The sequence below is a fragment of the Janthinobacterium sp. GW822-FHT07A03 genome, from assembly GCF_058798815.1.
This window is the reverse complement of the sequence record NZ_JBXAKW010000004.1, coordinates 143,878-167,259: the sequence shown is the minus strand read 5'-3', so window position 1 is coordinate 167,259 and position 23,382 is coordinate 143,878. Positions and strand designations below refer to the sequence as shown.

The 23,382-nt window shown below is 66.0% G+C and carries 25 protein-coding genes; 11 read left to right on the top strand and 14 right to left on the bottom strand.

Going from position 1 to position 23,382, the window contains the following annotated elements:
• Positions 1-5 precede the first annotated feature (5 nt).
• Positions 6-914 (bottom strand): AAA family ATPase, encoded by a 909-nt coding sequence (locus AC1RJW_RS13025; RefSeq protein ID WP_493045296.1) that lies wholly within the window; start codon positions 912-914, stop codon positions 6-8.
• 226 nt (positions 915-1,140) lie between these two features.
• Between AC1RJW_RS13025 and AC1RJW_RS13020 the strand changes: the two genes are divergently transcribed.
• Positions 1,141-2,067, top strand: a complete 927-nt coding sequence (locus AC1RJW_RS13020) for a histone deacetylase family protein (protein WP_493045295.1) — start codon at positions 1,141-1,143, stop codon at positions 2,065-2,067.
• Positions 2,068-2,081: 14 nt separating this feature from the next.
• Here AC1RJW_RS13020 and AC1RJW_RS13015 read toward each other — a convergent pair whose 3' ends face one another.
• Positions 2,082-2,408 (bottom strand): hypothetical protein, encoded by a 327-nt coding sequence (locus AC1RJW_RS13015; protein WP_493045294.1) that lies wholly within the window; start codon positions 2,406-2,408, stop codon positions 2,082-2,084.
• A 160-nt stretch (positions 2,409-2,568) separates the two neighbouring features.
• Entirely contained in the window at positions 2,569-3,366 is a 798-nt protein-coding gene (locus tag AC1RJW_RS13010; protein WP_493045293.1) for a hypothetical protein, read from the bottom strand.
• A gap of 201 nt (positions 3,367-3,567) precedes the next feature.
• On the opposite strand from AC1RJW_RS13010, the gene ylqF reads away from it, so the two are divergent.
• Entirely contained in the window at positions 3,568-4,515 is a 948-nt protein-coding gene (ylqF, locus tag AC1RJW_RS13005) for a ribosome biogenesis GTPase YlqF (RefSeq protein WP_493045292.1), read from the top strand.
• A gap of 71 nt (positions 4,516-4,586) precedes the next feature.
• Here the strand turns inward: ylqF and AC1RJW_RS13000 are convergent, their stop codons facing one another.
• Complete coding sequence (locus tag AC1RJW_RS13000; RefSeq protein ID WP_493045291.1) at positions 4,587-5,390, bottom strand: DODA-type extradiol aromatic ring-opening family dioxygenase; 804 nt, start codon at positions 5,388-5,390, stop codon at positions 4,587-4,589.
• Between the two features lie 114 nt (positions 5,391-5,504).
• Between AC1RJW_RS13000 and AC1RJW_RS12995 the strand changes: the two genes are divergently transcribed.
• Complete coding sequence (locus tag AC1RJW_RS12995; protein ID WP_493045290.1) at positions 5,505-6,395, top strand: LysR family transcriptional regulator; 891 nt, start codon at positions 5,505-5,507, stop codon at positions 6,393-6,395.
• Here the strand turns inward: AC1RJW_RS12995 and AC1RJW_RS12990 are convergent, their stop codons facing one another.
• Both AC1RJW_RS12990 and AC1RJW_RS12985 read right to left on the bottom strand, forming a co-directional pair.
• Positions 6,396-7,280: a hypothetical protein gene (locus tag AC1RJW_RS12990; protein WP_493045289.1), complete on the bottom strand. Its 885-nt coding sequence runs from the start codon at positions 7,278-7,280 to the stop codon at positions 6,396-6,398. It abuts the gene before it with no gap.
• Positions 7,277-9,529, bottom strand: a complete 2,253-nt coding sequence (locus tag AC1RJW_RS12985) for a M1 family metallopeptidase (RefSeq protein WP_493045288.1) — start codon at positions 9,527-9,529, stop codon at positions 7,277-7,279. Before AC1RJW_RS12985 ends, AC1RJW_RS12990 begins: the two co-directional genes overlap by 4 nt.
• 228 nt (positions 9,530-9,757) lie before the next feature.
• Here AC1RJW_RS12985 and AC1RJW_RS12980 point away from each other — a divergent pair, with 228 nt between their 5' ends.
• The 5 genes from AC1RJW_RS12980 (at position 9,758) to AC1RJW_RS12960 (ending at position 14,016) form a co-directional block, all read left to right on the top strand.
• Complete coding sequence (locus tag AC1RJW_RS12980; protein ID WP_493045287.1) at positions 9,758-11,299, top strand: TonB-dependent receptor domain-containing protein; 1,542 nt, start codon at positions 9,758-9,760, stop codon at positions 11,297-11,299.
• A 146-nt stretch (positions 11,300-11,445) separates the two neighbouring features.
• Positions 11,446-12,117, top strand: coding sequence for a thiol:disulfide interchange protein DsbA/DsbL (locus AC1RJW_RS12975; protein ID WP_070219418.1), 672 nt, complete (start codon positions 11,446-11,448; stop codon positions 12,115-12,117).
• A gap of 14 nt (positions 12,118-12,131) precedes the next feature.
• Complete coding sequence (locus AC1RJW_RS12970; RefSeq protein WP_493045286.1) at positions 12,132-12,356, top strand: hypothetical protein; 225 nt, start codon at positions 12,132-12,134, stop codon at positions 12,354-12,356.
• A 234-nt stretch (positions 12,357-12,590) separates the two neighbouring features.
• Positions 12,591-13,337, top strand: a complete 747-nt coding sequence (locus AC1RJW_RS12965) for an SDR family oxidoreductase (RefSeq protein WP_493045285.1) — start codon at positions 12,591-12,593, stop codon at positions 13,335-13,337.
• Between the two features lie 130 nt (positions 13,338-13,467).
• Positions 13,468-14,016: an ester cyclase gene (locus tag AC1RJW_RS12960; RefSeq protein WP_493045284.1), complete on the top strand. Its 549-nt coding sequence runs from the start codon at positions 13,468-13,470 to the stop codon at positions 14,014-14,016.
• Positions 14,017-14,025: 9 nt separating this feature from the next.
• On the opposite strand, the gene AC1RJW_RS12955 is transcribed toward AC1RJW_RS12960, so the two are convergent.
• The 7 genes from AC1RJW_RS12955 to AC1RJW_RS12925 all read right to left on the bottom strand — a co-directional run bounded on the left by AC1RJW_RS12955 (position 14,026) and on the right by AC1RJW_RS12925 (position 20,652).
• Positions 14,026-14,943 carry a LysR family transcriptional regulator gene (locus AC1RJW_RS12955; protein WP_493045283.1) on the bottom strand — a complete coding sequence of 306 codons (918 nt, stop codon included), beginning with the start codon at positions 14,941-14,943 and terminating at the stop codon, positions 14,026-14,028.
• Positions 14,940-15,836, bottom strand: coding sequence for an efflux RND transporter periplasmic adaptor subunit (locus tag AC1RJW_RS12950; protein ID WP_493045282.1), 897 nt, complete (start codon positions 15,834-15,836; stop codon positions 14,940-14,942). Before AC1RJW_RS12950 ends, AC1RJW_RS12955 begins: the two co-directional genes overlap by 4 nt.
• 38 nt (positions 15,837-15,874) lie before the next feature.
• Entirely contained in the window at positions 15,875-16,075 is a 201-nt protein-coding gene (locus AC1RJW_RS12945) for a DUF1656 domain-containing protein (protein ID WP_070224633.1), read from the bottom strand.
• Positions 16,065-18,209, bottom strand: coding sequence for an FUSC family protein (locus AC1RJW_RS12940; RefSeq protein ID WP_493045281.1), 2,145 nt, complete (start codon positions 18,207-18,209; stop codon positions 16,065-16,067). The genes AC1RJW_RS12945 and AC1RJW_RS12940 overlap by 11 nt, the downstream gene beginning before the upstream one ends.
• Before the next feature lie 10 nt (positions 18,210-18,219).
• A complete protein-coding gene (locus AC1RJW_RS12935; RefSeq protein ID WP_046682655.1) occupies positions 18,220-18,726 on the bottom strand; it encodes a MarR family winged helix-turn-helix transcriptional regulator in 507 nt (168 codons plus the stop codon).
• A 64-nt stretch (positions 18,727-18,790) separates the two neighbouring features.
• Positions 18,791-20,203, bottom strand: coding sequence for an efflux transporter outer membrane subunit (locus AC1RJW_RS12930; protein ID WP_493045280.1), 1,413 nt, complete (start codon positions 20,201-20,203; stop codon positions 18,791-18,793).
• 131 nt (positions 20,204-20,334) lie between these two features.
• Positions 20,335-20,652 (bottom strand): DUF4148 domain-containing protein, encoded by a 318-nt coding sequence (locus tag AC1RJW_RS12925; protein ID WP_071650291.1) that lies wholly within the window; start codon positions 20,650-20,652, stop codon positions 20,335-20,337.
• A gap of 286 nt (positions 20,653-20,938) precedes the next feature.
• Between AC1RJW_RS12925 and AC1RJW_RS12920 the strand changes: the two genes are divergently transcribed.
• The 3 genes from AC1RJW_RS12920 to AC1RJW_RS12910 all read left to right on the top strand — a co-directional run bounded on the left by AC1RJW_RS12920 (position 20,939) and on the right by AC1RJW_RS12910 (position 22,286).
• Positions 20,939-21,268, top strand: a complete 330-nt coding sequence (locus tag AC1RJW_RS12920; RefSeq protein WP_493045279.1) for a hypothetical protein — start codon at positions 20,939-20,941, stop codon at positions 21,266-21,268.
• A gap of 115 nt (positions 21,269-21,383) precedes the next feature.
• On the top strand, positions 21,384-21,701 hold the full coding sequence (locus tag AC1RJW_RS12915; RefSeq protein ID WP_493045278.1) for a hypothetical protein: 318 nt from the start codon (positions 21,384-21,386) through the stop codon (positions 21,699-21,701).
• A 96-nt stretch (positions 21,702-21,797) separates the two neighbouring features.
• Positions 21,798-22,286 carry a DUF2244 domain-containing protein gene (locus tag AC1RJW_RS12910; protein ID WP_493045277.1) on the top strand — a complete coding sequence of 163 codons (489 nt, stop codon included), beginning with the start codon at positions 21,798-21,800 and terminating at the stop codon, positions 22,284-22,286.
• Positions 22,287-22,291: 5 nt separating this feature from the next.
• Here AC1RJW_RS12910 and mgrA read toward each other — a convergent pair whose 3' ends face one another.
• Complete coding sequence (gene mgrA, locus AC1RJW_RS12905) at positions 22,292-23,332, bottom strand: L-glyceraldehyde 3-phosphate reductase (protein ID WP_493045276.1); 1,041 nt, start codon at positions 23,330-23,332, stop codon at positions 22,292-22,294.
• Positions 23,333-23,382 lie beyond the last annotated feature (50 nt).

The following is a 23,382-nucleotide window of genomic DNA, read 5'->3' as shown; positions in this document are numbered from 1 at the left end:
GCCGGTCAGACGGGAATGCTCAAGAGCATGTGCTGCAGCAGCGCGCGGCTATCCGTGGATCCTTGCGCCGCATGCAGGCGGTGGGCGCAGACGGGCAGCAGCACGGCTTGCACATCGTCGGGCGTGACGTGGTCGCGTCCGGCCAGGGCGGCCCAGGCGCGCGCCGCCTGCAGCAGGGCCAATGCGGCGCGCGGGCTGAGGCCATCGGCAAACACGCCCGGCGCGCGGGTGGCATGCACGAGGGCCAGCACGTAGTCGACCACGGCGGCCGAGGCGTGGATGGCGCGCAGGCCCGCTTGCGCCTGCAGCAATTCTTCCGCGTTCATGACGGCCGGCAAGGTTTGCAGCATGGCGCGGCGGTCGGCGCCCAGCAGCAGCGCCCGTTCCGCGGCCGCATCGGGGTAGCCCAGGGTCACGCACATGAGAAAGCGGTCGAGCTGCGATTCGGGCAGGGGGAAGGTGCCCAGCTGGTGCGCGCAGTTCTGCGTGGCGATGACGAAAAACGGCTGCGGCAGCGCATGCGTGACGCCGTCGAGCGTCACTTGCCGCTCTTCCATCGCTTCGAGCAGGCCCGATTGCGTCTTTGGCGTGGCGCGGTTGATTTCGTCGGCCAGCAGCACCTGGGTGAACAGGGGGCCGGGATGAAAGAGGAAGCTGCCGCTGCCCCGGTCATACACGCTCATGCCGGCTACGTCGGCGGGCAACAGGTCGCTGGTGAATTGCTGTCGCTTCCATTGCAGGCCCAGCGAGATGGCCAGCGCATGGGCCAGGGTTGTCTTGCCCACGCCGGGCACGTCTTCGATCAGCAGGTGGCCGCCGGCCAGCACGCAGGCGAGGGTCTGGCGGATCTGCAAGTGTTTGCCGACGAGAACTTCGCCGATCTGCTGTGCGGCCTGGTGTATTTTCGAAAACATGCTATTTCTATCACAGTAAGTCGGATTATTTAATTTACAATCGCTTTGGCCAGGTCAAACCGTGCCGCCCGCCCGTTGCGCGCTCGTGGTAGATTAGAGAGGCAGCAAGGACGGCAAGGGCGGCACAGACCAGCCAGTGATTTTATGCGAGAACGCGCAGGGCGGACAGGAATGCCATGCAGTGTTCCCGGAGAATGGATAGAGACAGAGGTAACCAGTACAGCGCATGAGCACAGCCATTTATACCCATCCCGATTGCCAGCGCCATGAAATGGGCGACTGGCACCCTGAATCGCCGGCCCGCTTGCAGGCCATCAATGATCAATTGATCCTCGCGCACATCAGCGACCTGGTCGAGCACCGCGACGGCGTGCGCGCGCAATTGTCCGATATCGAGCGCAACCACAGCGCCACGGCCATCGGCCTGGTGCGCGACAATGTGCCGCCCGAGGGCGACTACTATCCGCTCGACGGCGACACCCTGCTCAATGCGCACAGCTACGAGGCGGCGCTGGCTGCCGCTGGTTCGGCCGTGGCCGCCACGGACGCCGTCATCGATGGCGAGATCAGCAACGCTTTCTGCGCGATCCGTCCGCCCGGCCACCATGCGCGGCCCAGCGAACCCATGGGTTTTTGCCTGTTCAACAATATCGCCATCGCCGCCAAGCATGCGCTCGACGTGCGGGGCCTCGAGCGCGTCGCCATCGTCGACTTTGACGTACATCATGGCAATGGCACGGCCGAGTCCGTAGCGCACGATCCGCGCATCCTGATGGTGAGCTTTTTCCAGCACCCGTTCTATCCGTACAGCGATGTCGAGTCCTACACGGACACGCGCGTCAACGTGCCCGTGCCCGCCCGCTCGAAGGGCGATGCCGTGCGCCAGCTGGTGCTCGACCACTGGCTGCCGGCGCTGCACCGGCAGCAGCCGCAGATGATTTTCATTTCCGCCGGTTTCGACGCCCACCGCGAAGACGACGTGGGCGGCATGGGCCTGGTGGAGGCCGACTACACGTGGATGACGCAGCAGATGATGGCCGTGGCCAGTCTGTACGGCAAGGGCCGCATCGTCAGCTGCCTGGAAGGGGGCTACAACCTGTCATCGCTGGGCCGCAGCGTGGCGGCGCACGTGAAGGCGCTGGCGGAACTGTAACGGCGCAGTTTTCACTACAGCAAGGTGGGACGGCTGCCGGAATTCGTGTGGCGGTGGGTCTGGTAGTCGAGCGCATCGCCGGCCATGAAGCGGCGCCAGGCTTGCGTGTAGACGAGCGATGATTTCTCCGCATCGAAGCTGTCGAGCTGCAGCATGTCGCGGTGGTGCTTGATTTCATTGACCAATTGGTCATACAGCATTTGCAAGCCATAACTGTCCGCGCTCTGGCGTTTCAATCGCTCTTCCAGCTGCGCCACTTGCCCCTGCAATTGCCGGCATTCCCTCTTCCAGTCATTGCGCGGCGGGCGCTTGGGCGCCATGCCAGTGTGTTCCATCATCATATCTACCTATCCCCATCGCGTATCTCCCTGCACCTGGCGGAGCCAGCCTGGAAATAATTGCTTTTCATTTAAGAGGCGATATTAGAGCACATTTTTTTATTACTCTCAGTAAATATAAAAATCCTTGTGGAAATACTTGACCTGGCTTCCCGGGCGCGCCTTACTGGTGCTGCGCTGCCTTCAACGGTGCCGCAGGGGCGGCTCCGGCCATTTTTTCATCGTCGGCGTAAGTCAGGGTCAGCAGGGTATTGTCGTCCCAGTTCGCGTCATGCAGCGGCGGCACGTAGCGCTGGCGGTCGTCCGTGATGCGGATGTCCAGCGTGCGCTCGCCCGAGCGTGCTTGCACGGCAAGCAGCTTGCGGAACACGGGAAACGGCACGTGGATCAGCGACGAGTGGCACGGCCCGCCCGCCAGGCGGAACAGGTTGCGCCGCACAAACGGCAGATCATCCTGCTCGACGGCCCAGCGGATTTCGCATTCCAGGCGCAGGTCGCCCAGGCGGCGCACATTCTGGGGCAGGCCCGGCGTGTGGATGTCGGCGCGCCAGCGCAGGGTGTCGCGCTTCTTGTTGCTGACCAGGTCGGCATTCGCATCGTAGGCGGTCTTGTCGCGCGTCAAGGTGAAGCCGCCGTCCGCGGCCAGCGGCACGGGGATGGACAGGTTGTCGGCCGACAAATGCAGGGTTACGCCATCGAGCCTGGCCTTCGGCGTGGCGGGGATCAGCATGAAGCGCAGCGGCGCACCGGGCGCCAGGCGCTGGTAGTCGGCGTACGCGTCGAGTCCCTTGAGCATGGTGCGGTAGGGGCGCAGGTCGGGATCGCGCGTGCCTTGCACATCGACAATCTGCTGCATTTCCTGGTTCACTGCGTCGCCTGGCCCCACCGGCTGTTCCTGGGCCATGGCGGGCAGCAGGCAGGCGCAAAGGGGGGCGAGGAGGAGGAAACGGGGAAGATGCATGGAAGGCGTGCCAGGTTGTGCTTGCAATGGGGAAACCGGCCAGGCTGGACGGACTGCGGATATTATCATTCGTGTAACTGCTAAATTATCACCAATTGTCTCGTTCGCGTCGCACGGCTGGCGCTGGCGGCGGAAAATGGGACGTCGCGGCGGCAACCACGTAAAATAGCGGATTGACCGAACGATTTTGAAAGCAAGAGCATGGCGATACAATGGTACCCAGGACACATGAACGCGGCCCGCAAGAAAGCGGCCGAGACCATGGAAAACACCGATCTGGTGATTGAAGTGGTGGACGCGCGCCTGCCGGCAGCCAGCTGCAATCCCATGGTGGACGAGCTGCGCCTGTTCCGCCAGCGCCCTTGCCTGAAAATCCTCAACAAGACCGACCTGGCCGACCCTGCCGCGACAGCCGCCTGGGTGGCGTACTTCAATGCCCAGGAAGGCGTGACCGCATATGCGATGACGACCAAGAAGCCGGGCGACGTGGCGCGCATTCCGGACCTGGCGAAATCGCTGGCGCCGCACCGCGGCGTGCCGACCAAGCCGCTGCGCATCATGATCATGGGCATTCCCAACGTGGGCAAGTCGACCCTGATGAACGCGCTGCTGAAAAAACGCGTGGCCAAGGTGGGCGACGAGCCGGCCGTGACGAAAATGCAGCAAAAGCTGTACTTGGACAAGAACACCATCCTCGTCGACACGCCCGGCATGCTGTGGCCGAAGATCGCCATCCCCAGCGACGGCCTGATGCTGGCGGCCAGCCACGCGATCGGCTCGAACGCGCTGATCGAAGAGGAAGTGGCCGTCTTCCTGGCCGAGGAATTGCTCAAGCGCTATCCGGACTTGCTGGCGGCCCGCTACGGCACCAAGGTCGGTGAAGTCGACGCCATCGGCGTGGTCGAGGGCATCGCCGCCAAGCGCGGCTTCCGCATCAAGGGCGGCGACTACGATTTCGAGAAAGCGTCGCACACCCTGCTGCTCGACTACCGCAGCGGCATCCTGGGCCGCATCTCGCTGGAAACGCCGGACACGCGCGCGGCCCTGATGGCCCAGCACGCGGCCGAGATGGCGGAAAAAGCGGCGAAAGCGGCGGAAATTGCCGCCGAAAAGGCGAAGAATGCGGCGCGGGGCAAGCGCGGCACCTGATTCAAGTTATGCCCTCCATGCAAAAAGCGCCGCGACATCACTGTCGCGGCGCTTTTTTATGCGCTGGCGGATTATCCGAATCTGAAACTGGTCACCGCCAGCGCCCCAAAGAAATCCTCCTCGTTGTACACGACCTGCGCCGCTTCCTGCTCGGCCGCGCCGAGCGCCACCATCAGCGGCAGCAGATGGTCTTCCTGCGGGTGGGCCTGGCGCGCGCCCGGGGCCCGGTCCCAGGCCAGCAACTGTTGCAGCCGCTGCTGTGGCGGCAAGGCCATCGTCTGGCGCAGCCAGGCGTCGAACTGGTGCGAGGCGACGGCGCCCGCCTGGCCGAACTGGCGCAGGTTATGGTAACTCAGGCCGCTGCCCAGTATCAGCACGCCTTGACGGCGCAGGCCGGCCAGCGCGCGGCCCACCTCGACGTGCGTCAGCGGATCGTAGCCGTGTTTCAGCGACAGCTGCACCAGCGGCACGTCCGCTTTGGGGTAGATGGGGAACAGGGCGCTGAAGGTGCCGTGGTCGAAGCCGCGCTCGTGGTCGAGGCGCGCCGGGTGGCCGGCCGCATCGAGCAACTGTTTGACCTGTGCCGCCAGTTCCGGCGCGCCCGGCGCCGGGTACTGGATTTGATAGGTGTGCGGCGGAAAACCCGAATAATCGTAGATCATGCCCGGCTTGGGGCTGGCCGAGACGAGAAACTGCGGCCCTTCCCAGTGCGCCGTCACGACCAGCACGGCTTTCGGGCGCGCGCCGATCTGGCGCGGGATATCCTGCAACGATGCTTCGAGCACGTCGTAGCGGCCGCCGAACTGGTCTTTCATGAATGGCCACGGGCCGCCGCCGTGCGACAGGAAGTAAGTAGGGAATGTGTGCTCTTGCATGGCGGCTCCTGGTGGGAATGGCTGATGATGGAATGATGATAGTCATGCGCGGTCAGTTGATCAAGATCGCAATTATTGATATATCATTTCCATTTTGTTGATGATTGGGCAGTCATGGATACCTTGCGCAGCATGCGCGTGTTTCGCGCCGTGGTGGAACTGGACAGCTTCGTACGCGCCAGCGAGCGCCTCGATCTGTCGCCGGCCATGGTCAGCAAGCACGTGATGCACCTGGAACGCCACCTGGGCGCGCGCCTGCTGAACCGCAGCAGCCGCCACCTGAGCCTGACGGAAATCGGCAAGGTGTATTTTGAACAGTGCCGCGACATGCTCGACAACCTCGACGAGGTGGAAGCGACCGTGGGCCGCACGACGGTGGTGCCGCGCGGCATGCTGCGCCTGAGCGCCCCCGTCTGGTTCGCCAATGCCATCTTTACGTGCACCCTGGTGGCTTACCGCGAGCGCTTCCCGGAAGTCACGTTCGACATCGATTTGAGCGGCAGGGTGGTCAACCTGGTGGAAGAGGGGTTCGACCTGGCCCTGCGCGTGAGCCAGGCGCCGTCGCCGGCCCTGATCGCGCGGCCCATCGGCAGCATCGCCTTTCACCTGGTGGCCGCGCCCGCCTACCTGGCGCGCGCTGGCCAGCCGCACACGCCGCAAGACCTGGCGCAGCACGCCATGATCAGCTATTCCTTGTTGTCAAACGGTAATGAATTGACGTTCGACGGGGCGCAGGGACGCGAGACGGTAAAGTTTACGCCCGTGCTGCAATGCAATAACGAAAGCCTGCTGCACGCGGCCGCGCTCGACGGCATGGGCATCGCCCTGCTGCCGTCGTGGCAAACGGATGCGGACCTGGCGGCGGGGCGGCTGGTGCGCCTCTTCGACGATTTCAAGCTGGCGGGCGGCAAGGTGTACGCCGTCTACACGAGCCGCCGCTACCTGTCGTCGAAAGTGCGCACCTTCATCGACTTCCTGGCTGATGAAGGGCGTCTGGGGGCCTGATTAGGCGATTGAACGCTTGACGCCGATCAAGGCGAACAGGCGCGCGCTGCGCATCCACGCCAGCACCAGCGCCGCCAGCTGCGTCGCCAGCAAGCCGGCCGCGATGGCCAGCGGACCCGGGCCGGCCAGGTTCAGCCGTGCCACGCCCAGCAGCGCATACAGCGCCAGTCCCAGCAAGGTGATGGCGAGGTAGATGGCCAGGCAGGCCAGCGGACGCCGGCGCAGCATGCCGAGACCGCGCCACCAGGCCTTGACGGCCGAGGTGCGGCGCCGGTCGACGGCCAGCGCCGCGCGGCCCGCGTCGAGCGTGGCGCAGGCCAGCAGGAACAGCACGCCCGCGAGCAGCAAGGCCAGGTGGCGGGCCAGGTCGGCGTCGGCTTCCAGGATGGCTGTCGCCGCGTGCCTGTCGGCCAGTTTCAGCGCGCCGGCGCCGATTGCCAGCGCCACGCCCAGCGGCACGATGCTCCACAACAGCATGCGCAGCATGCGGCCGTATTCGCTGAAGGCACCCGTCAGCAGGGCACCGAAACCCGGTGGCGCGGGGGCGCGCGCGGCCGTCACCACCAGGCCGCTCAGCAGCGGCGACAGCAGCAGGGTCAGGGCGATGGCGGCGATGGCGGCCTGGCTGATGGCGGCCCCATTGCGGCTGGCATTGGCGGCCAGGTCGGCCACCGTCATCAGGTCGAGCTGCTGTGCCAGCGCCGCCGCATGGATGGCCTGATCGAGGCTGGCGCCCAAGGTGCGCCAGAGGGGAATGACGGCAATGATGGCGGGGATCAGCAGCAGGCCCGCCCACAGCAGCAGCAAGCGCCATTGCAGGGCGGCGCGGCTGGCGCGCGTGGTCAGGGTCAGGCCGCTGGCCCATGGCGTGGAAGTGGCGCTCATACGATGGCGATCAGGGAAAGGAGGTATTGGAAGGCGGCGGCGATATCGAGGCTCCAGCGCCGCGCGGCGGACGTATCGGCTTTCAGGGTGCGGCTGTCATCGAGCTTGTTGACGTCGAGGTAGTGCACGCGGTCGGGGTCGAGTTCGGCCGAGACGGCCTTCACGGGCTTGCTCCAGGTGTAGCGCTGCCACAGCTGCCCGTTGTCCCACACCACGCGTTCGGAACTGCCGTCGGCGAACTTCACCAGCAGCACCTGCGGCACGGGCGCGCCGCGGCGGCGCAGCACCACGCTGGTGAGATAGGGATAGGGCCCGGTGCCGGGCTTGGCGTCCGGGTGCGCCTTCTCCCACGCCGCGCGCACCTTGTCCTCTTCTTTTTCCAGCGCCTCGGGCGTGTGTTCCACGCGCTTGCCGTTCACCAGCGCCAGGCCGGCCAGCGGCGTCTGCTCTTCGCTGGTGAAGCTGCCGATGCGGTCGTCGATATTCGCGCTGGCATGGACTTGCTGCGCGAAGACCTGTTCCACGATGCGCCGCTGGCCCGTCGCTTCGGCCAGCGCTTCGCGCAGGTCGGCCACGCTGGGGTGGCGGAATTTCCATTGTTCGTAATAGGCCTTGAAGCCCCGTTCCATGGCTTCGCTGCCGATGCGCGCTTCCAGGTCGCGCAGGGTGACGGCCGTGCGGCTGTACACGGCCCCCACGCCCTGCAGGCGGTTCCAGGCATTCTGACCCAGCGGGTCGGCCGCGTCCTGGCGCGGCGCGGCCATGCGCTCGGCCTCGAAGACCTTGAAGGCGGGAGCGAAGCCCAGGCGCTTGAGCAGGGGCGTGGTGGCGTGGATGTCCTGGCCGCGCGCGCGCAGCATGCGCTGGTCCCAGTACTCGTTCAAGCCTTCGTCGAGGATGGGTTCCTCGAATTCGTTCGAGGCCAGGATGCCGTAGAAATAGCCGTGGCCGAATTCGTGGATGGTGACGAAGTCGAGGCCGAATCCGGCGATGGTCTTCGGCTGCAGGCTGGCGAAGCTCGAGGCGGTGATGAAGGTCGGGTATTCCATGCCGCCCGCTTCGGCCGCATTAAACGGCGGGATCACCACCGTCAGGGTCTTGTACGGATACGGGCCCAGGGTGCGCGAGAAATACGTGAGCGAGTCCTTGGCCGCCTGCAGCGCGGGCGCCGCATTCGATGCGTACTCGGGCGGGTACAGCACCCGGATGGCCACGGGCGGGCTGCCAGGGGCGCTCCAGCTGCCCGTCAATGGCGCTGCGCTGCGCTTGTCGGCCGTCCAGGCGAAATCGTGCACGTCGCCCTGCACGTAGTGATGCGTGAGCATGCCGTCCTTTTCCTGCGGCGCGCCCTGCAGTTCGCCCGTGGCGCCCACCGTGTACTCCTTGGGCACGGTCAGCTTCACGTCGTAGTGGCCGAAGTCGGCATAGAACTCCGAATTCAGGTGGAATTCATGCGCGTTCCAGCGCGGCGCGGTGGCGCCCCGTTCGCCGGGCAGTTCCAGCACGGCGATCTTCGGGAACCACTGGCCCACCAGGTGGAAGCTGCCGAAATAGCCGGTGCGCGCGATGACGCGCGGCAGCTGGTCGAAGAAGCGGATGTCGAGCGTCGTCTCGGCGCCCGGCGCGACGGCCTGCGGCAAGTCGACGCGCACCACGGTGCGGTCGGTGGCCGGGCCGTTGTCGGGCTGGACGAAATGCCAGGGCGCCGTGGCGCCGTTCTGCGTCATGCTGCGCAGTTCCATGTAGCCCCACTCGCCGTCGCGCGTGCCGACGCCCGAGCGGAAGCCCGTATCGAGCTTGCGCTTCTCGGTAAAGAAGGTCGAATGCTCGCCTTCGAACGCATTCAGGTACAGGTGCAGGTACACGCTGCTGACGGCTTGCGCGCTGCGGTTGCGCCAGCGCAGTTTCTGCCGGCCGTCTATCGTGTGCTTGACGGGATCGAGCGTCGCTTCGATCTGGTAGTCGACCACGCGGTCCGACAGGGTCGCTTGCGCGCCCGTACGCGCGCCGCCCCAGGCGTTGCTGGCGCTGGGCGTGGCGACGGCGGCCGCGTGCGGCGACGCCAGGGCGATGCCGTCGGCGGACGGCGCCGGCGGCACGGCCGCGCTGGCCGGCTTGCCCTGGTCAGGCTGGGCGAACAGGTCGGCCTGCAGGGCCAGGCCGGCCAGCAGCAGGGCAGTGATGGCAAGGGCTTTGAGCTTGCCCGGGAGGGGGGCAATGCGGCGGCGCTGTATGCTACGACTTTCCATGCGTGACTCCCACAGTGGCTTGTTGATTTTCAAATGCGGCCGGCTGCGCCCAGGATCGCCGGACGCTCGTTAATATACCCGTAAAAATTACAAATAAGCAATGAATTATGCTGGCAGCCCCGCGCGCTGTTGCGGCGCCGCGCGCCGTGCGTATAATGATTCGCTTTTGCCATCCCTCCGTCCCCTTACCGTGCGTCCGCGCCCCACTAGCGCACCCAGCTATCCGCCATGATGCCTGCCCCTTCCGCCCTGACCATCGCTACGCGCACCTTGCTGTTGTGCGCTCTGGCCATGCCGGCGTGCGCGCAGGAGCTGGCGCCGCCGCCCGTGCCGCAGGCCGGCGTCACGCACGGCGACTTGTCCGCCGAACTGGCGCACGGCGGCCAGCACAGCGTGCGCGCCGCCCTGTCGCGCGACCAGGACGGCATGTCGCTCGATATGGCCATCGACGGCCTGCGCAATGGCAATTACCGCGATGGCAGCGTGTTTCACCAGCGCGGCTTCAACGGCGGCGCGGAATGGAAGCTGCGCCAGGGCCGCTTCGGCTTCAGCGCCGACCAGCTGAAGCAGGACACCCGCTATCCCGCGCCCGAGGCGCCGTTCCTGTCCTTGCTGGCGGCCCGTCCGGAAGACCTGTACCGCTATGAGGTGCGGCGCGCCAGCGCCTTCGTGCAGCGCTATGTGGGCAGTTTCGAGCTGGGCGTGGAATTGTCGCAGCGGGAAAAGCGCGCCACGGCCCACTATGCGGGCGAGGATGGCAGCAGCGAGTCGAGCTACAGCAGCCGCCGCCGGCAACTGGCGCCCCGCGTGCGCCATTACGGCAAGGTGGGCGGCGTGGGCACGGATACGGAAGTGGGCCTGGACCTGATGCAGTGGCAGCGGCGCTCGGGCCGCGCGGGCGATGCGCAGCGCCGCCAGTACTCGCGCGCGCTGCTGCTGCGCGAAGAGCTGGCCTTCGGCGGCGCATATGCGCCGCGCCTGCTGCTGGGGCTGCGGCATGAACAGTTCCAGCTCGACCCGGCCGACATGCCCGCCGGGGGCAGCGACTGGGAAAACCAGAATGCCTGGGACTTGCAGGGCAGCCTGCAGCTGCGCCCGCAGCTGAGCGTGTACGCCAGGGCCGCGCGCAGCTACCGCATCGATGACGATGGCTATACCCGCGCCGGCTACCGCCCCCTGGCGGGACAGCTGCGGCGCGAAACGGAGGTGGGCGCCACCTACGGCGACGCGGCGCGCAGCGCTTCCGTGCGCGTGTTCAGCGAGCGCCTGAGCAACCAGATCGTCTTCGACCAGAGCCTGGGCCAGCTGGGCTTTGCGGGCAACCTCGATCCCTCGCGCCGTGCCGGCATCGCCATCGAGGCCAGCATGGCGCTGGCGCGCGACTGGCGCCTCGACGCCCAGGTGCGCCAGGTGCATGCGCGCTATGACGATTACGCCTACGACGGCCCGGACATCGCCCTCGTGCCCAAGACCCTGGCCAGCCTGCGCCTGTACTGGACGGGGCAGGGCGGCGCCAGTGCCGACGTGGGCGTGCAATGGCTGCGCGCCTTGCGCTACGGCCCCGATTTCGCCGGCAGCTGCCTGGCGCAAGTGCCCGCGTTCGCCACCGTGGACGGGCGCTATGTGCGCAAGCTGGGCGCGTGGGAGCTGGAACTGGCCGGCAGCAACCTGGCCAACCGCCGCCATTACGGCGATGCGCCGGGCTGCCGCTCCAGCATTTACCTCAACGATGCGCGCCAGCTGCGCGTGTCGGCGCGCTACCATTTCTGAGGCAGCGGCGCGGCGGCGCTTAAAAGTGGCTTAATCGGGCGCAAACGGGGCGTGTAAAAGCGCTTTTTTTCCGGCCGGGCCTCATCGCCCGGCGCAAAAAGTGGTAATCTCGCCCCGTTCACGACCACTTATGATGAAGGATTATTATGCGTTTTCTGCGTTTCTTGCGTCCCCTGCTTGCCGCCGTCACCCTGGTGGCGGCCACCGGCGGCGCCATGGCGGCCGATACCGGCTTTACCACGCTCCCGACGCCAGTGCGCACGGACACGGGCAAGAAGGTGGAAGTGGTCGAGTACTTCATGTACTCCTGCCCGCATTGCTATGCGCTCGATCCGCTGATGCACGACTGGGTCAAGAAGCAGGGCGACAAGATCGCCTTCCGCCGCATCCACCTGGCCTTCTCCGGCCCGAAAGACCCGCAGGCACACGCCTATGCCACGCTCGAAGCGATGGGCCAGCTGGACCAGTTCCACGACAAGATCTTCCGCGCCATCCACGTCGAGCGCAACCGCCTGAACCGCGATGACGCCATTCTCGACCTGCTGGTGAAGAACGGCATCGACAAGGCCAAATACCTGGACATGTTCAACTCCTTCGGCGTGCAGACCAAGCTGAAACGCAATGAACAATTGATCGCCGCCAGCAAGATCGACAGCGCGCCGACCATCGTCATCGACGGCCGCTTCGTGACGTCGCCGGCGCAGTTGTCGCGTCCGGGCCAGTCCGAGCCGCAGACCCAGGCGGCGACCCTGCGCGTGATGGATGAACTGGTGGCGCGCGTCCTGAAAGAGCGCGCTCCCGCGCCAGCGAAGAAGTAACACTGGAGAACACCATGAAACAGCTGCCCTGGACCCTGTGCGTGCTGGCCGTCGCCCTTGTGGCGTGGTTGTCGATTGCCATCGTCAACGTGGAAAACCAGCGCAATGCGCTGGCCAGCAAGGCTTGCGTGGACCCCGCGTTCAAGAACGAGGTCGATGCGAAATGCCTGGCGTCCGTGCAGACGCGCGAACACTGGTGGCAGCACCTGACTTATGCCATGACGCACTTCAGGTCATAGAACGCCGGATAAAATCTACTGCGCGTCGCGCTTTGCGGCCGGCGATGCTCACCGGCTCGGCGCCCCCGTACAAAGTACGGTTGCGCTTCTCGGCCACAAATCACTGCCGCTCGCTACGATTTTCTCCGGCGTCGTGACGATGAGGGATGGATCGGCAAACTGCCCGCTTTGTGCGGGCTTTTTTACGTCTGCACCTTGCGGGTATCATGAGACCACAACCATCGAGGAGGGGTAATGAAGGAAGTGATCCTGATTACGGGCAGCAGCCGCGGCATCGGTGCGGCGACGGCGCTGCTGGCGGCGCGCCAGGGCTATGCCGTCTGCGTCAACTATGTGCGCGATGCGCAGGCGGCCGGGGAACTGTGCGCGCGTATCGTGGCCGAGGGCGGCGAGGCCATCGCCGTGCAGGCCGACGTCAGCGATGAGGCGGACGTGGCGCGTTTGTTCGATGAAGTCGATGCGCGCCTGGGCACGCTCACGGCGCTGGTCAACAATGTGGGCGTGCTGGAGCAGAAATGCCGGCTGGCCGACATTTCCGTGCAGCGCCTCGAACGCGTGCTGCGCACCAACGTGATCAGTTACTTTTTGTGTTGCCAGCAGGCCGTGCGGCGCATGTCGACGGCGAACGGCGGGCAGGGCGGGCGTATCGTGAATGTTTCGTCGGTGGCCGCGCGCATCGGCTCCCCGGGCGAATACATCGATTACGCCGCTTCCAAGGGCGCCGTCGATACCCTCACCTTGGGCCTGGCGAAGGAAGTGGCGGCCGAAGGCATCCGCGTCAACGGCGTGCGGCCCGGCATCATCTACACGGACATCCATGCCTCGGGCGGCGAACCGGGCAGGGTGGCGCGCCTGGCATCGGGCGTGCCCATGCAGCGGGGCGGCCAGCCGGAAGAAATCGCCGACGCCATCCTGTACCTGCTGGGGACGGGGGCCAGCTATGTAACGGGCAGCATCCTCGACGTGGCCGGCGGGCGCTGATTTTCAGGGCATTTTCAACTTATTTTCAATCCTGGCAAGCAATTGCTTCAAGCGCGGGGTCAATTATCAAGCAGGGCAAGCGAGCCCAGAATGGCGGTGTGCCATGTGCACGCCGATCAACTCACCTGGAATGACCATGTCCGCTTCTGCCTCTGTTCTTGCTCCCGCCATCCTGGCACTGTCCCTGCTGGCCGCCGCGCCAGCCCATGCCGCCATCAATCTGCCTATGCCCGCCCATTTGTCCGGCGCGAAAGCCGACGCCACGGTGGCGCTGGCCGCGCGCCGCTATGCCGCGTTCTGGGAAAGCGGCGACCCGGCCCTGGCGCGCCTGGCGCTGGCCGACGATTTTACGGACCGCACCCTGCCCTCAGGCCGCCCGCAGGGACTGGCCGGCCCGCTGCAGGCGTCGCAGGTGTTCCACGCGGCCGTGCCGGACTTGAAGGTGGTCATCGAGGACATGCTGGTGGCGGGCGACCGGGTCACCCTGCGCCTGCATTTCACGGGCCGTTTCACGGGCGTCTTCCCCACGCCGCAGGGGCCCTTGCAGGGGCAGGGGCAAGCCATCGATTTCCATGCGTTTGATTTATATCAGGTCAATGCGCAGGGGCGCATCAGCGACAACTGGCACCTGGAAGACAACCTGACCCTGCTGCGCCAGCTGGGCGTGCTGGCGCAGTAAGGGCGGCCGTCAGGTTTGCAGCGCGGCGAACTGCTGCTGCAGGAAGTCGGCCAGCAGGGCGACGCGCGGCGGCTGGAAGCGGCTGCGCCGGTACAGCAGATTCAGGGGGACGTTGTCGGCAAAATAATCGTCGAGCACCGTCTGCAGGCGCCCCGCGCGCAGGTCGTCGCCGATGTCGAGCAGGGATTTGTAGGCATAGCCATGGCCGGCCACGGCCCAGCGGCGGATGATTTCGCCGTCGTTGCTGTGCCAGGCGCCTTGCAGGCGCAGGCTGTGGCGCTTGCCGTCTGCGCGGTAGCGCCATTCCTGCGGCGCGCCGTCGCCGGCCGTGAGCACGAGCGTGGGCAGCTGTGCCAAGTCGCGCGGCGCGGCCGGCACGCCGACCCTGGCGGCCAGCGCGGGCGCCACGCAGACCACGCGCCGTCCCGGGTGCAGCAGGCGCGCCACCATCTCGCTGTCGGGCAGCTCGCCGTAGCGGATGGCCAGGTCGATATCGTCCTGCACCAGGTTGGCCGTGATGTCCGTCAGGGTCAGCGCATGGCGCAGCTGCGGGTGCAGCGCGGCGAAGCGGTCGAGCATGGGCAGCAGCAGCTGGCGGCCGATGTCGGACGGCGCCGAGATCCGCACCATGCCGCGCACGGCGCCGCCGCCCCCGTGCAAGCCGTCTTCCGCCTGCGCCAGCAAGTCCAGCGCCTGTTCGCTGTACTGGCGGTAGTGCAAACCCTCTTCCGTCAGGCGCAGCTGGCGCGTGGTGCGCTCGAACAGGGTGGCGCCCAGCGCCGTTTCCAGGCGCGCGATGGCGGCGCTGGCGGCGGCCGGCGACAGGCCGTGCTTGCGGCCGGCGGCGGAAAAGCTGCCCAGCACCGCGGCGTCGAGGAACAGGGCGATTTCCGCCAGGCGTCCGGCGCCGCCGCGCATCATGATCATGCCGGGTGCGCCGCCGCAGGCTTGGGCGCCGGTGCCGACTGAGGCGTGATCACCACGGTGCAGGTGGTGCCCGCCACCAGCAATTGCCCCTTCGGCTGCTCGTCGATGTGGATGCGCACGGGCACGCGCTGCGCCAGGCGCACCCAGTTGAAGGTGGGATTGACGTCGGCCAGCAGTTCGCGGCCCGTGGCGGCGTCGCGGTCGGTGATGCCGCGCGCGATGCTCTCGATATGGCCATGCAGGGTGCCGCCGCTCATCAGGTTCATTTCCGCCTTGTCGTCCTGCGCCAGCATGCCCAGCTTGGTCTCTTCGAAGTAGCCGACGACGTAGTACGAGGCGCTGTCGATGACGGCCAGCTTGGCCGCGCCGACGGCGGCAAAATCGCCCTTGTGCACGTTCAGGTTCGTCACGTAGCCGCTGACGGGGGCGCGCACGGTGGTGCGTTCCAGGTTCAGTTGCGCCAGCGCGCGGGCGGCCACGGCGGCCTGCACTTGCGACGAGGCCGATGTGGCGGCGTAGGCGGCGCTTTCGCGGCTTTCCGTCGAGATGATGCTGGCGTCCAGATTGGCGCGGCGCTGCGCTTCCTTGCCGCGGCGGCCCATTTCCGTTTTTTGCGTGGCCAGCACTGCGTCGGCCTGCGCCAGCGCGCTGGCATAGCGTTCCTTGTCGACGACGAACAGGATATCGCCCTTCTGCACCACCTGGTTGTCGCGCACCAGCACCTCCGTGACGGTGCCGGCCACGTCGGCGCTGATGTTGACGATGTCGGCCTTGATGCGCCCGTCGCGCGTCCACGGCGACTCCATGTAGCGGTCCCAGACGGTCTTGCCTATCCATAGGGCTGCGGCCAAGAGCAGCAGGGTGATTGCATAGCGGGTCAGTTTGCTTACCATGTCGGCAGCCTTTCCTTGATCAGGTTGAACAGTTTTTTTTATTTGTAAAGCGATAGAGCCAGTGCACCGAAGATGGCGATGAAGATGCACAGCCGCGCCAGCGACGGGTGCCACACCATGCGGTACACGCCCAGCCAGCCCAGCACGCGGTCGAGCAGGGTTTGCAGGCCGATGCTGAGGATGAACAGGGGCAGCAGGGTAGGAATCAGAATTCCGAACAGGGCGAATTCACGCGGCATGGTGGTCTCCGGCGCCAGGCGCCATGTGGTCGAGTAATGAGGTGTAGATCGAATGCAGGTCGGCCAAGGCCGTCTGCAGGCGCGCGCTGCGTTCGGCTGTCGCATCGGCTTGCGTCTGGGCCGCGCGCACCACGGCGCCCGCCTGCAGGGTGGCGTCCAGCGCCGCCTGCAGTTGCGCATCGCCGCGCGTGCGCAGCCAGGCGGCGATGCCGTCCACGCACTGCTGCAGCGCATGGCGCGTGGCGCCCGGGCGGGCGGTCGCGATCAGTTCGCGCAACTCGATCACGGAGTGGCCGATTTCCAGCAGGGTCAGGGCCTGGCGCACGACGGCGCGCGTGGCCTCGCCCGGCGCCGGTCCGGCCGCTGCATTGAGCTGGCTGAGCAGGTCGCGCACGCGGTTGTCGAAGCGGTGCTTGACCCGGCGCGCCGGCGCCGTGCACGCCTGCAGCGCTTCGCGCCAGAGGGCCGGGCCGATATGGTCCTTGTGGCCCATCGTGTGCTCGGGCAGCAGCACGGCGAACACGAGGGCGGCCAGCATCAGGCCTACGATCAGCGCCATGCCCGTGTTCAAAAAGGCCGCGCCGTCGACGTGCATCAGATTCGTCGGCGCCATCTGCGTGATGAAGGTCGACACGCCCAGGCCCACGCCCAGCTTGGCGGGATTCGTCATCAGGTACAGGCCGACGGCGAGGAACGGTGCAAAACTCAGTACCAGCATGGGGAAGCCGTCGCCGTGCACCAGCACGAAATACACGCAGACGAGCGACAGGGGCATGGCGATCAGGAAGCCCGCCAGCACTTGCCGGATCATCATGATGGGGCGCGGCGAGGACGAGGCCAGCGCGCAGAACACGGCCGCCATCAGCATCGCCGTGCTGGCGTAGGGCCAGGCGAGGAAGTAGGCGCCCAGCGCCAGCAGGGCCAGGCTGATGCCGGCGCGCGCGCCGCTGGCGAGCACCAGCGCGGGCGGCGTCTTCGGCGCATATGCCTGCGGCGTGCTCACCTCGAGCGGCGTGTCGTGCACGAGGCTGAAATACACTTCGTGAAAGCGGCTCATGTCGCGCGCGAAGCGCTCGAGCAGCTCGCACACGGTGTCGAAGTCGATGCGCTGCGCATGCATGATGGCCGCGCTGTCGATCTCCGCGCGTGCCTGCGCCAGTGCCGTCTGCAGGTGGCGCTGCATGGTGTCGAGCGAGTCTTGCGAAGGCGTCGCCTGCAGCGCCTCGGCGACGATGGCGTACAGGGGCGCGCAGGCCTGCATGACTTGTGTCTCGCCATCGCGCTGCAGGCGGTCGAACAGGCGGTGAAAGGTATAGAAGGTGGTCAGCGCCGTCATGAAGGTGGCGTTGAAGGCGTGCAGCTTGCGGTTCTGCGCACGCACGTGGCTCACCTTGCTGGTGACTTCGAACAGCGCGGCCGAGCGGCCCAGTTCCAGCGCCGCCACGTCGGCGGCAAACTGCAGATGCGTCAGTTCCACCTGGGCCGGCGTGAGCTTTTGCTGCAGCACGTCATGGCAAAAGGTGAGGAATTTGCCGTAGCGGGCCTGCACCGTGCGCATCACCTGCGTGCCCTGGTGGCGCGGCAGCAGCACGCTGGAGACTGCCGCCGAGCAGATGATGCCCAGGCCGACTTCGGCCACGCGCGTGACGGCCAGCGCGAACACCTGCATCGGCTGTTCGATGGCGGGCAGCACGATCATGCAGGCCGTGTAGCCGGCCAGCACGTACACGTACGACTGGGCGTTGCGGTGCAGGGCCGAGCCGCTCGTGCACAGGCCCACCCACAGGGCCAGGCCGGCGAACAGCAGCACGGGCTGCTGCGGGAACAGGCCGATCAGGGTCAGCGCGGCCGTGCATCCGAGCAGGGTGCCGCACAGACGGTAAAAGCTTTTTTCCAGCACCATGCCGCTGCTGGGCAGGGCCAGGATGATGGTGGTGGTCATCGCCGTGCTGGGCGAGTCGAGGCCCAGGCGGTAGGCCAGCCACAGGGCGCAGAACGATGCGATGAGGTTCTTGCCGACGTAGATCCAGCGTTCGCCTTCCGTCGCGCGCCAGTCCTGCAGCGCCAGCGCCAGCCAGTGGGCCGCCCGGGTCAGGGGGCCATATGTGGGTTTTGTTGCTGTGGCTGGCGTCATCGATAGGCTATCAGTTCTGGTTGTTGAGATTATTGAGGTTGCGCAACTGGCGCATGTACAGCTTGTCGAGCACTTGCAGCTCTTCTTCCGTGAACCCTTCGTACAGGGCCGAGGTTTCCTGGTACACGTCGGGCAGCGCCGTTTCGATCAGCGCGCGGCCCTTGTCGGTCAGCGAAATCATCACGGAGCGGCGGTCGCCGGGGCGCGTGCCGCGGTGGATCAGGCCACGCGTTTCCAGGTCGTTGCACACGCGCGTCAGGTTGGCCGGCTTTTCATGGCACGCCATGCCCAGGGTGCAGGCGTTCGAGGTTTCGTCGTCCGTGCCGTACAGCACGGCCAGTACCATGTAGCTGGCATCGACCAGGTCGTGCTTTTTCAGCGCGGCATTGGTCAGGTCCTTCATGCCTTTTTGAATGTGGTACGTCATGCGCAACAGGCGCATCAGTTCCATGGGGAAGCCTGGCATGCGCGTGCGGATGTTTTGCAGCCGCTTGGAGGTGGCGTCAAAAGCGGTCATGTCATATTCCTTCATGTGTGAATAAAGCTCCGATTGTATCTTGTTGGGCTATGGCAACGCGAGCCTAGATGCCGCCTCCCAATGCATTCATCAAGGAAACGTACAGATCGAGCTCGCGCGCTCCATTCTGCGCCTGCTGTTGTTCTTCCGCCAGCAGCGCCACTTGCGTGTTGAGCATGTTGATGGCGTCGCTCATGCCCGCCTTGTACGCTTTTTCCGCCAGGTCGCGCGCGCGCTGCGCCGTGGCCAGCGCCTGCACGGTTAGCTGGTGCTGCTTTTCCAGCGATTGTGCCTTGGTGACGGCGTTGGCCACGTCCGACATGGCGTTGATGACGGTGGCGTTGTATTGCTCCACGGCACCGTCGTACACGGCCGTCTGGCTGCCCAGCTGGGCGCGCAGGCGGGCGCCGGCAAAGATGGGCAGGCTGAGTGCGGGAGAGGCGCCGCGGATCTCAGAGTTGGCGTCGAGAAAGTGGCTGAAGCCGAAGGCCTGGAAGCCGGCAAAGGCCACCAGGTTGACGTTCGGGTAGAACTCGGCCTTGGCCGCGTCGATGCGCTGCGCTGCCGCTTCCACTCTCCAGCGCTGGGCGGCGATGTCGGGACGGCGGCCGATCAGGTCGGCCGGCAGGGCGGCGGGAATGGCCAGCGGCTGGTCCAGGCGCAGCACGGGGCGCGTGAGCGCCGCGCCGGCGCCCGGGCCCTTGCCCGCCAGCGCGGCCAGCTGGTTGCGCAGCAGGGCCAGCGATTCGGCCGACTGCTCCAGCTGGCGGCGTCCCGCGGGCAAGGTGGTTTCGATTTGCGCCACGTCAACATCGGTGCCGATGCCGGCCGCCTTGCGCTGGCGCGTGATGTCGAGGATGCGGGCGCGCTGCGCCAGGCTGCGTTCGATCACGTCCTGCAGCTGGAATTCATACGACAGCTGGATGTAGGTGCGCACCAGCGCCGTTTCCAGGGCCAGGCGGGCCATCTGCGATTCGGCCGACGCCATCTGCACGTCGCCCAGCGCGGCGGACAGGGCGGCGCGATTGCGGCCCCACAGGTCCAGGTCGTACGAGGCCGTGACGGTGGCCTGGTTGCGCCAGGCATAGTTGCCGGCCAGCGGCGCGGGCGTGCTGCCGTGCTGCGAATACAGTTCGCGGTTGATGGAGACGTTCGCGTCCGCCTGCGGGCGGGTCTTGTCTTCCGCCGCACCGGCCAGCGCCTCGGCCTGGCGCACGCGCGCCTGGGCGCCGCGCAGGGTGGGGCTGTCGGCCAGCGCCTGCTCCATCAGGTGGTTCAATTGCGGGTCGTGCAAGTCTTGCCACCATTGCGTGCGCGGCCATTGTATGGCGGCGCTGGCGGCGGCATCCATGGCCTGGCTGGCCTGCAATTTATTGGCGTCGAGCATGGCCGATTGCGGCGCGATATGGCCCATGTCGGCGCAAGCGCTCAAGGCAAGGATCAGGCTGGCGGCAAGCAGACGGCGGTGCAGGGACATGCAGGAACTCCGGGAGAGATATGTTGGGGGTGCTGCGGGGAAATCACAGCTCGCCGCGGGGAGCTTCGGGAGTGGCCCGAGTGCTGCGCCGCAACTGAGTTGTTACTGACTGAAACCGGCTGACTGGTTTCTTATTGCACGACGTGCTTGGCCGTTTGCGCGACATCAAAGTCCGCTTCCGTTTGCGGGATCAGGCCAGCCTTGCGGGCGGCGTAGAACTCGGCCATGACTTGTTCGCGCGTCACCTTGCTGGCGGCGGTGGCCGGCGTTTTCGGGTAGTCGACTTCGCTGGTGGCGATTTCGCCGGCGTTGCGGGCACGGATGTATTCGGCCGTGACGTCAGCGCGCGTGAGTTGCTGGCTGGCAGCGGCAGGCGCGGCGCTTTGGGCGAAAGCCGAAGTGGCGGTGGTGATGGCAAACAATGCTGCGATGAGTGATTTGGCTTGCATGATAAGACTCCAAAATGTGCATGATGGCTGGGTGGATGGGCCGGATCGCCACGTACCGGTCGGTTCGGCGGCGCCGCGCTGGTGGGCGCCGTGCCGCCGATGAAGCAGTTTCTGGATGAGAAGATGCTTACTTGAATTAACTATAGCAATGAATAGTACATTTGTGAAGTAATTTTTGAAAATATTTGTGCGTCGCCGCATTTTCCCCTTGGAAAAGGTCGTGCAGGCGTGCGCCGCTGGCCGGGCCAGGGGAGTAAGCTGGTTTTTTTGTTAACGGGAGTCAGCCATGAGCAGCAGCACACTCGATCCGGACAATTTGCCCGTCACGCCCGACCGCGTCCTGGGTAGCGGCCATGGCAAGGGCGCGCTCGGTCCCAGCGACAGTTCCGACAGCGGCAGCGACATGCAGGGCGTGCCTGGCCAGGACGCGGAAGCGTTGGAGAACGACAGCGATGCGGCCGGCACGGGCGAACGGGCCGGCGTGGAACCGCGCAATACGGCGCCCGATGGCGGCGACATCGACGTCGATCATGTGGAAAGCCTGGCGCCCGTGCTGCCGGCAGAGGGGGACGATGGCGAGCCCGGCGCTCCCCAGGCGCCAGCGCCGCGACCCTGATGCCGGCGTCCGGCCGCAAATTGCCGCCGCTCTGGCGCCATCAGCGTAAAATGAGGGCAAGGCGGCGTGCGCGCCGCCATGGCCAGCCGGCCGGCACAGGATAGGATGTCAGAGGATGCAAACGCAGATGTCGGAAGAGAAAGAAAAAGACTTGATGTCGATGTACCGCGAGACGCGGCCACGCGAGTTTTTTGGCGAAAAAAGTAACACCAATCACCTGGCCTGGAGTGCGCTGGTGATCTTGCTGGCGCTGGCGTTCTGGCTCGTCGTGGCCCTGGCCGCGGCGGAAAACCAGCGTTATGCCCTGGAAACGAAGGTGTGCCAGGATCGCGTGTTTCCCACGGAAATCGACATGTCTTGCCTGAAACAGGCCAAGTCGCGCGATCACTGGTGGCAGCATGTGGGCCATGCGCTGGTGAGGATGGGCGCCTGAGCCGGGCGTGAGCTGGCGGTGGTGTGAGCCGCCGCAGTGACAGGGGAACGGGGCGACAGGTAAATGGGGCAGTAGTGCGACAGTGCGGGAGGCGCCATGCCACGCGATCACTCGCGCGAGCAGCCGCAATGGCTGCTGGCGCGCCACAGTGCCTTGACGGCGCGCCAGTTGCTGCGCGCCTATGGCTTGCTATGCCTGTTTTCCCTGACGATTGCCGCCGCCTTTGCGCTGCGCGGCCTCTGGTACATTCCCGTCTTTTCGTTCGCCGAACTGGGCCTGGTGGCCGTCGCCCTGCTGCATTACCTGCGCCATGCGCGCGACTATGAGCACATCGCCCTGCGCGATGGCGAACTGATCATCGAACAGGTCAGCGCCGGCCACTGCCGGCGCCACCACTTTTCGCCATGGCGCACGCGCGTCGAAGTGCCGTGCTGGCCGCGCCAGTTGATACGCATCAAGGATATCGGCCGTGGCGGCGTGCAGGTGGACGTGGGCGTCTTCGCCACGCCCGAACGGCGCCGGCAGGTGGCGCAGGAACTATGCGCGCTGCTGCCAACGCCCCTGTCGCCGCCAGCGCTGCCCTGAACGCCTTACACGGCCCGCGACGGGCCTTCCCACAGATTGATATGGCCTTCGCGTGCCTGCACGTCGATGGCGGCCAGCTCGTCGGCCGTGAACGACAATTGCTGCAGCGCTGCCACGTTTTCGCGGATTTGCGCGCTGCTGCTCGCGCCGATCAGGGTCGAGGTGACGCGCGGATCGCGCAGCACCCAGGCCAGCGCCATCTGCGCCAGGGTCTGGCCCCGCTGCGCGGCGATCTGGTTCAGCGCGCGCACGCGGGCCAGGTTTTCCGCGCTCAGGTGCTGTTGCAGCAGCGAGCCGCCGCCGGGGCGGTTGACGCGCGCATCCTGCGGCACGCCGTCCAGGTATTTGTCGCTGAGCAATCCCTGCGCCAGCGCCGTGAACGTGATGCAACCCATGCCTTCTTGCTGCAAGGTATCGAGCAAGCCGTCTTCCTCGATCCAGCGGTTGAGCATATTGTAGGCAGGCTGGTGGATCAGGCACGGCACTTTCCACTCCTTCAGCAGGGCGGCCGCCTCGGCCGTCTTTTGCGGCGAATACGACGACAGGCCCACGTACAGCGCCTTGCCCTGCTGCACAGCGGTGGCCAGCGCGCCCATGGTTTCTTCCAGCGGCGTGTCGGCGTCGTAGCGGTGCGAGTAAAAGATGTCGACGTAATCGAGGCCCAGGCGCTGCAAGCTCTGGTCCAGGCTGGCCAGCACGTATTTGCGCGAACCGCCGCCCTGGCCATACGGACCCGGCCACATGTCCCAGCCTGCCTTGGTGGAAATGATCAGTTCATCGCGGTACGGTAAAAAATCGTCGCGCAGCAGCTTGCCGAAATTGCTTTCTGCGCTGCCATACGGCGGGCCGTAGTTATTCGCCAGGTCGAAATGCGTGATGCCCAGGTCGAAGGCCGTACGCAGCATGTCGCGCTGCGAAGCCAAATTGTTGCTGTCGCCAAAGTTGTGCCACAGTCCCAGGGACAGCAGCGGCAGTTTCAGCCCGCTGCGCCCGCACGTGCGGTATTGCATGCTGTCGTAGCGGTTCTCGGCGGCATGGTAGGTCATGGCATCTCCTTGTAAATGAATCGCCTATTTTCGCGCAAAATCAAGGTGTG